This is a genomic window from Mucilaginibacter sp., from assembly GCF_039935595.1.
In the GTDB taxonomy this organism is placed as follows: Bacteria; Bacteroidota; Bacteroidia; order Sphingobacteriales; family Sphingobacteriaceae; genus Mucilaginibacter.
In genome coordinates, this window is record NZ_JBDTJZ010000033.1 from 1 (window position 1) to 7,388 (window position 7,388).

Below are 7,388 nucleotides of genomic sequence, written 5' to 3' on the forward strand. Positions count from 1 at the left end.
AAAGACCTTCTGAATATAATTCCCTTCCTTGTTCATCTGCCTAAACTGACGTAAATAAATCAAATAAAATAACGCTTTTGAGCAGATCGTTGCGCAACAGCCACTCTAAGGAAAAAGAACTAGGCCCCCGCGGCTATGAGCGGACGATGCTGTCATTTAAAAAACATTATTGTGGCTTAGCTTCATTGCGGTTGCCCGGTCCGTAGGACTCCTTCGGAGGTGAGTTAATACCCCGCTGGCCTAAGTTTAGGGGCGCATTTTTTTGGTAAAAGGAGGGTTAACACAATTTAACACATTTCGGTAAAAAAATGAGTTAATTTATTAACAATCAACAAATTAAAAAAAAATCGGGCAAAAATGTGTTAACCATGATTTTTGCCTGTTTTTTTATATAAAACGCTTGCGGTAGCGGTGTGAAGTTACGCTGTAGCTAAACTTCGACCAGCGGGGTAAGTTTCAATTATGTCAAATAATAATAATTAAATATTCTTATTTGACATTTATTAATAAAATAAGTATATTTGTTTATTGTTAATATGTAATGATATGAGTATCAAGTTAAAACCTATTTCTAACGAACTAAAGTTAAATAGAATTCGCTATGAAAATCCATGGTGGGTAGACAATGAGATAGAAACGCAATATAAAACAATGAAGTCAAGGTTATACTTTGACCTGTTTTATCCATTGGTTGAGGAAAAAGAACCAAGAAGAGCGGTTGTACTAATGGGGCCAAGAAGGGTGGGCAAGACTGTAATGATGTATCATGCAATTAGCAAGTTGCTGACAAAAAACATTGTTGATAGAAGTAGGATTTGCTTTATAAACATTGAAAATCCCCTATATTTTGGTATGGCATTAGAAGAGCTCTTTGCACTGGCAAGATCTGCAAGTGGTTTTGATAATCCAGATGGATATTACGTGTTTTTCGATGAGATACAGTATTTAACAAATTGGGAAATTCATTTAAAGGTTTTGGTGGATAGCTATCCAAATACTAAATTTATTGTATCGGGTTCTGCTGCTGCTGCTTTAAAGCTGAAAAGTTCTGAAAGCGGTGCTGGTAGATTTACGGATTTCCTATTACCTCCATTGACGTTCCATGAATATATTCATCTCAAAGAGCTCAATCACTTAATTGTTAAAACAAAAATTGTTTGGAGGGGTAAAACAAGTGAATGGTTTACCACTAACAATATTCAAGAATTAAATAAACACTTTATTGATTATATAAACTATGGAGGTTACCCAGAGGTTATATTTTCTGAAAAGATACAGTCAAACGTAGGGAGGTATATTAAAAGCGATATTATAGACAAGGTGCTTCTTAGGGATTTACCAAGCTTGTACGGAATAGCTAACGTGCAAGAACTGAATACCTTTTTTACCACTTTGGTTTACTATTGTGGTAATGAATTGTCACTAGAAAGTTTATCCACAACCAGTGGTGTAAATAAACTCACATTAAAAAAATATCTAGAATATTTAGAAGCTGCCTTTTTGATTAAGTCGGTTAGTAAAATTGACGATTGCGCAAAAAAATTCAAACGCCAAACGAATTATAAGGTTTATTTGACCAATCCTTCTCTTAGAAGTGCCCTTTTTTCCCCATTAGTAGCTACTGATGATGCGTTTCCGCACATGGTCGAAACTGCAATATTCGCCCAATGGATACATAGAATATATTTTACGCCTTGGTATGCAAGATGGAAAGATGGAGAAGTCGATTTAGTTGCGCTTGACGAGAAACGACTAAAGCCAATATGGGCTGTTGAAATAAAATGGTCTAATCGTGCTATTGAAAATCCATACGATGAATTAAAGGCCCTATTATATTTTTGTGGGAAAAATGGACTTAAGAATGCTATTGTAACTACAATTGATAAAGAGGGGGTAAAACTTGTTAATGATATTGAGATAATGTTTGTGCCAAGTTCGGTTTATACCTACATAGTTGGATATAATAGTATTGAAAATAAAAAAGCAGGGTTATTTTAGATACCGCGCTTGTAACAAAAACAGAGCGGCTATATCGCCAGCAATCCGCCAATTTCCCTACCCATCCGTACCAAATTATCGGTAGTGTTTTGAAGCGCGGTTGCCAGGTCTGTAGGTTCATTGCCTATAGCTAATAGTACATTAAAATATTGGCGCAGTTCTGCGCTTTGGTGTAGGAGTATCTTGCCCGCAACACCAATAACGGGTATGTTGCGGCTTTTGGCCATTTGCGCAACACCAAACGGGCCTTTGCCTTGCAGGGTTTGCTCGTCAATGCTGCCTTCGCCGGTTATTACCACATCCGCTTTTTGCAGGGCGGCTTCAAAGCCGGTAAGCTTTAAAAAGTAATCAATACCGTTCACCAGTTGGGCGTTTAAAAAGGTGTGTATACCCGCGGTGGAGCCTCCGGCAGCGCCGCCATATTTCAGCGCGGCCATGTCCTTGCCAAACTGCTGCAACGTTATCGCATTAAACCGGGATAAAAACGTTTCCAACTGCACCACATCCCCCGCCGAGGCACCCTTTTGCGGTCCAAATACCGCCGCCGCGCCCTGATCGCCCAGCAAGCGGTTATCCACATCACAAATCACCACGATCTCGGTTTCCAGTATGCGTACATCCAGCTTAGCGGTATCAATAGTATCCAGCTGCATAAGGCTGGCGGGGTTGGGCCGTAAGGCGTTGCCATGCCGGTCCAAAAACTGCACGCCCAAAGCGCTCAATATGCCGCAACCGCCGTCAACGGTAGCCGAGCCGCCCATAGCCAGTATGATCTTGTCAACGCCTTTGTCTAAAGCTATCTGCATCATCTGCCCGGTGCCGTAGGTGCTGGTTTGCATAGGGTTCAATTCATCAGGCTTTAACAACCGCAAACCCGAGGCATTGGCCATTTCAATAACAGCCGTGCGCCCATCATCAATCAACCCGAACGAAGTATGTAATGGCCTGCCTAAAGGATCATTGACCGTAACGTTAGTAAATGTACCGTTGCGTTTTTTCATAATGAGTTCGGCGGTGCCGTCGCCGCCATCCGCAATAGGGAAACACTCGGTGGTGCAATCGAGCGCGCTTTCCAACAAACCGCGTTGCAGGGCATGGGCCGCCGCCTGGGCAGACAGGCTATTTTTAAAAGCGTTGGGGGCAATGAGGATATGCATAGTTGTATCGCAATTTCTATTTAGGCTAAAGCCATATTGTTTTTAACCTTATCCGTTGGCTGAAGCCAACGGCAATGATTACCTTTTTAATTCATTGCCATCGCCATTTATGGGATACCTTATCCGTTGGCTGAAGGCAACGGATAAGATTATCTTTTTAATTCATTGCCGTCCCATTTATGGGACGGATAAAAATAAATTTATAAAATGGCTTTAGCCAAATAATTAGCATCAGGCTAATATATGGGATAAAATAAATACCATGGCTAACGAAGTTAACCCCATTAATATAGTAGCTACCGAATATACCTTTAACATGGCTTTAAGCTCAAGACCTGAAAATTTGGCTATCACCCAAAAATAAGCATCGTTGGCATGTGATATCATCATGGAGCCTGCGCCCATAGCCAAAACGGTTAATAAATGCCCGTTGGGTGTAGCCAGGCCCAGGGCAGGCAGTAAAGGCGCAACAATGGATGCCGCGGTTATGATAGCCACGGTTGACGAACCCTGCGCCGTTTTTAACACAAAGGTTATCAGGAACGGGAAGAATATGCCCATACTGTTAAGCGCCAATGCTTCGCCCAGCCTGTCACCTAATTTGGTGGCGGCAAGCACCGCGCCAAAAGCGCCGCCCGCGCCAATAATAACCAATATACCGCCGGCCTTTTCAACGCCCTCCTGCATCAATTTACTTAGGCTGCTTTTATCCCAATGGCGCTTGCAGTTAAAGGCCAATATAACGCCAACCGCCAAAGCTAAAACCGGGTCACCCAGAGAAAGGAGCATGGTTAACCATTCATTGGAAAAAGCGGGATCGATCACCAAAAATGATTTCAGCGATATTAATAATATAGGCACTATAACCGGCAAAAACGACCGGGTAACCGATGGTAACTGTATATGCTGCTGAACGATGACGTCTTCGTGCTCTACTACATTCGGCAGCTTGTTGCCCATATAATTGGCCCATAAATACCCCGTCGCCGCTGCCGGTATGGCCATGGCAATACCTACCAATATCAGTTTGCCAAAATCAACCCCAATTAGGGTTGCCGCTGCGGATGCGCCGGGATGGGGCGGGATAAAACAATGTACCGCGTAAAGTCCGGTGGCTAACGATACCGCCATAACCACCATAGGTGTATGCGTGCGTTTGGCTAATGATTTATTTAACCCGCTTAAAACAATATATCCCGAGTCGCAAAAAATGGGCAGGCCAACAATAAAGCCGGTTAAACTCATGGCCAGCGCCGAGCGTTTTTGGCCAACCTTGTGCATAATATAGGTGGCCATAACCTGCGTGGCACCTGTATATTCTAACAAAACCCCCAGGGTAGTACCCAACACAATAATAAACCCTAACGATTTCATGATGCTGCCAAAGCCATCTTTAATGGTGGCTATAACGGTATCAACCGGCATTTGTACACCAAGCCCCACCACAAAGCAAGCTATCAGCAGCGCGAAAAACGCATGTACCCGGTATTTGGACGTTAGCAACACTATAAGCGCGATACCGGCCAGCAGGAAAATCAATACCTGCAGGAGGGAAGCATGCGGAACAAGGGTAGGGTTCATCGGTTTATATATGATTTAAAACTTAATTGTCATCCTATGATAGACGGGTAGTCGGACGGTTTAAAAATCTAACGGCCCTAATCTTCTCATATTCTTTAATATCAGGTACTGCCTGTGCCTAACGTAATTACTCGGATTAGTGGGCGACCATTTTAGCGGGTCAGGAAATATAGACGCTATGGCTGCCGCCTCTTTGCGCGTTAATTGCGAGGCATCTTTGTGGTAATAAGCCTGTGCCGCGGCTTGTACGCCGTAAATGCCGTCGCCCATTTCTATCTCATTAAGGTACACTTCCATAATGCGTTTTTTGCTCCAGAAGATCTCTATCAGCATGGTAAAGTAAGCCTCAAAGGCTTTACGCACGTAGGAGCGGCCCGGCCATAAAAAAACGTTTTTAGCTGTTTGCTGCGATATGGTGCTGCCGCCAATCAGCTTATTGCTATGCGCGTTTTTATCAATGGCACGTTCCATAGCCTGGAAGTCGAAGCCAAAATGGTCCAGGAATTTCTGGTCCTCGGCAGCTACGGCGGCGCGTTTCATGCCGTCGGATATCTCGTCAAAAGGTACCCATTGTTTATCAATCTTCCAGTCCTTACCATCGGCCTTGCGCTCAAAGCCACGGGTTACCATAAGCCAGGTTACTGGCGGATGTACAAAACGGTACAGCAATACCCATAAAATAGAAATGCCCACAAAAAGCAGTACCACTAATTTTACAACGCGAAGGACGAGTTTCCAGACACCATTCATGGCATCTAAATTATTGTTTTATTTCGAATGTCGGATTTTGGATTTCGGATTTATTTTTCCGTGAGCAAGGAGTGGTGTCACCCTGAGTTTATCGAAGGGTGCGTGCTATGGCCTGCACGCGCATGCTTCGACGGGGCTCAGCATGACAAGGCCGGTATTAAACAAAAAAGGTGTCCCGCAATTGCGAAACACCTTTATATCTAAATTCGAAATCGAAAATCCGATATCCGAAATTACTCAGCTACTACTTCAAAAGGAACTTGAACCTTAACTTCTTTGTGTAAGTTAACTATCGCGGTGTATTCACCAACAAATTTAGGCTCCTGATCAAAAGTAATACGACGACGGTCAACGTCAAAGCCTTCTTTCTTCAATGCATCAGCAACTTGGATAGTGTTGATGGCACCGAAAATTTTACCGGTTTCGCCAGCTTTAGCGCCAATAGTAAGTTTTACACCTTCTAAACGGGCAGCTATCGCGTCAGCATCCTTGCGTATTTTTTCTTGTTTAAACTGAGCTTGTTTTAAGTTTTCTGCTAAAACTTTACGTGCAGACTCAGTAGCTAATATGGCGTATCCTTTAGGGAAAAGGAAATTACGGCCATAACCTGGTTTAACGGTTACGATATCGTCTTTATCACCCAGGTGTTTGATGTCTTGTTTTAAAATAACTTCCATGGTTTCTTTTCCTCCTGTTTATTTTAATGAATCAGTAACATAAGGTAATAAACCGATGTGGCGCGCACGTTTAACAGCTTGTGCCACTTTACGCTGAAATTTTAATGAAGTACCGGTTAAACGGCGAGGTAATACTTTACCCTGATCGTTAATGAACTTTAATAAAAAGTTAGCGTCTTTGTAATCGATATATTTAATACCGTTCTTTTTAAAACGGCAATATTTTTTACGGTTATCCTCCACTTTTGGAGCGGTAACGTATTTTATTTGATCATTTGCCATTAGTTCGCTGCCCCTTCTGCCTTAGCTACTTTCGGTTTGTTGAAAGCGCCTGTGCGTTTTTTGTCATTGTAAGCTACGGCGTGTTTATCTAACGCTATAGTCAGGAAACGAAGTACGCGTTCATCACGCCTCAATTCAATCTCCAGTTTATTGATTAATTCACCCGGAGCCTTAAATTCGGTTAAGTGATAGTACCCTGTAGTCTTTTTTTGAATAGGGTACGCTAGTTTTCTCAAACCCCAATTATCCTCCTGGACAATTTCGGCTCCGCCATCAGTTAAGGTTTTGCTGTATTTGGCAATTGCCTCTTTAGCAGTCTCTTCTGATAACAACGGGGTTAGAACGATAACGATTTCGTACTGTTGCATTTGTTATACTTTGATTTTTAATTATTTACCGTCCCGATAGCTATCGGGATAAACGGGCTGCAAATGTAGTAAAAATAAATTTATATATTTATTACCTATAGGACAAAAAATTATATGGCAGAAATTACATTTTTATTAGGAGCAGGTGCAAGTTACAATTCAATACCCACTGTTAGTGAAATGTTCGATAGAATGGGAGAAACAATTGCCTGGTTTAATACCGAACACCTTAAAATATATCCTTCATTCACTGTTGCTGGGGAGTCAATTGTCAATGAAAAAGACGATGAAAGAAAAAAAATTGTTGCAGACTTAGTATGGTTAAAAAGCATTTGTAATACAGGAAAAAATTTCAGCGTAGATACGTATGCGAGAAAGCTTCAAATAGCTGGTAAAAATGACGAGTATGTTAAACTCAAAAACGTATTATCGCTTTATTTCACATTGGAGCAAAGAAAAAATTTACCTGATGTTCGATATGATAATTTTTGGGCATCAATTTTGAAATCCAGAACCAAAGTCCCCGACAACATAAAAATCATTTCTTGGAATTATGATTTTCAACTGGAATTGAC

Annotated in this window: 8 protein-coding genes; 2 read left to right on the forward strand and 6 right to left on the reverse strand. The window is 41.8% G+C overall.

The window, feature by feature from the left end:
• Positions 1–546: 546 nt before the first annotated feature.
• Positions 547–1,998, forward strand: a complete 1,452-nt coding sequence (locus ABI367_RS01935) for an ATP-binding protein (RefSeq protein WP_462231657.1) — start codon at positions 547–549, stop codon at positions 1,996–1,998.
• A 29-nt stretch (positions 1,999–2,027) separates the two neighbouring features.
• Here ABI367_RS01935 and ABI367_RS01940 read toward each other — a convergent pair whose 3' ends face one another.
• The 6 genes from ABI367_RS01940 to rpsF form a co-directional block, all read right to left on the reverse strand.
• A complete protein-coding gene (locus tag ABI367_RS01940; RefSeq protein ID WP_462231659.1) occupies positions 2,028–3,155 on the reverse strand; it encodes a glycerate kinase in 1,128 nt (375 codons plus the stop codon).
• 231 nt (positions 3,156–3,386) lie between these two features.
• Positions 3,387–4,736, reverse strand: a complete 1,350-nt coding sequence (locus tag ABI367_RS01945) for a GntP family permease (protein WP_462231661.1) — start codon at positions 4,734–4,736, stop codon at positions 3,387–3,389.
• A 60-nt stretch (positions 4,737–4,796) separates the two neighbouring features.
• A complete protein-coding gene (gene mtgA / locus ABI367_RS01950) occupies positions 4,797–5,486 on the reverse strand; it encodes a monofunctional biosynthetic peptidoglycan transglycosylase (protein ID WP_462231663.1) in 690 nt (229 codons plus the stop codon).
• A gap of 233 nt (positions 5,487–5,719) precedes the next feature.
• A complete protein-coding gene (gene rplI / locus ABI367_RS01955; RefSeq protein ID WP_462231665.1) occupies positions 5,720–6,163 on the reverse strand; it encodes a 50S ribosomal protein L9 in 444 nt (147 codons plus the stop codon).
• An 18-nt stretch (positions 6,164–6,181) separates the two neighbouring features.
• Positions 6,182–6,445, reverse strand: coding sequence for a 30S ribosomal protein S18 (gene rpsR / locus ABI367_RS01960; RefSeq protein WP_067054791.1), 264 nt, complete (start codon positions 6,443–6,445; stop codon positions 6,182–6,184).
• Complete coding sequence (rpsF, locus tag ABI367_RS01965; protein WP_462231667.1) at positions 6,445–6,813, reverse strand: 30S ribosomal protein S6; 369 nt, start codon at positions 6,811–6,813, stop codon at positions 6,445–6,447. Before rpsF ends, rpsR begins: the two co-directional genes overlap by 1 nt.
• 114 nt (positions 6,814–6,927) lie before the next feature.
• On the opposite strand from rpsF, the gene ABI367_RS01970 reads away from it, so the two are divergent.
• The coding region (locus tag ABI367_RS01970) for a hypothetical protein (protein ID WP_462231669.1) at positions 6,928–7,388 on the forward strand (461 nt) is incomplete at its 3' end.

Excerpts from the sequence above, each read along its gene's own strand:
- ABI367_RS01935 (WP_462231657.1), top strand. The coding sequence starts at position 547 with ATGAGTATCAAGTTAAAACCTATTTCTAACGAACTAAAGTTAAATAGA.
- ABI367_RS01940 (WP_462231659.1), bottom strand. The coding sequence starts at position 3,155 with ATGCATATCCTCATTGCCCCCAACGCTTTTAAAAATAGCCTGTCTGCC.
- ABI367_RS01945 (WP_462231661.1), bottom strand. The coding sequence starts at position 4,736 with ATGAACCCTACCCTTGTTCCGCATGCTTCCCTCCTGCAGGTATTGATT.
- mtgA (WP_462231663.1), bottom strand. The coding sequence starts at position 5,486 with ATGAATGGTGTCTGGAAACTCGTCCTTCGCGTTGTAAAATTAGTGGTA.
- rplI (WP_462231665.1), bottom strand. The coding sequence starts at position 6,163 with ATGGAAGTTATTTTAAAACAAGACATCAAACACCTGGGTGATAAAGAC.
- rpsR (WP_067054791.1), bottom strand. The coding sequence starts at position 6,445 with ATGGCAAATGATCAAATAAAATACGTTACCGCTCCAAAAGTGGAGGAT.
- rpsF (WP_462231667.1), bottom strand. The coding sequence starts at position 6,813 with ATGCAACAGTACGAAATCGTTATCGTTCTAACCCCGTTGTTATCAGAA.